General features: G+C 70.6%; 1 protein-coding gene. It reads right to left on the minus strand.

Annotated elements, in window-relative coordinates; genetic code table 11:
• The coding region (locus tag CVH10_RS21690; protein WP_219924978.1) for a hypothetical protein at positions 1-262 on the minus strand (262 nt) is incomplete at both ends.

The following is a 262-nucleotide window of genomic DNA, read 5'->3' on the forward strand; positions in this document are numbered from 1 at the left end:
CGACAGCGGATCCTCGCGCGCCACGTCCTCGCCCCGGAACAGGGCGGCGACCTGATTGTAGAGGGTGCGCATCAGCTGACCCTTCCAGCCGTTCCACACCCCCGGCCCCACCGCCCGGATATCGGCGACGGTCAGGACCAGCAGCATCCGCAACCGCTCGGGGTCGCCGACCAGTTCGGCGAAGGCGCGGATGGTCGCCGGGTCCGACAGGTCGCGCTTCTGGGCGTAGTCCGACAGCGCCAGATGGCTGCGCACCAGCCAG

This window comes from Halomonas sp. ND22Bw (assembly GCF_003011945.1).
Lineage (GTDB): Bacteria > Pseudomonadota > Gammaproteobacteria > Pseudomonadales > Halomonadaceae > Halomonas > Halomonas halophila.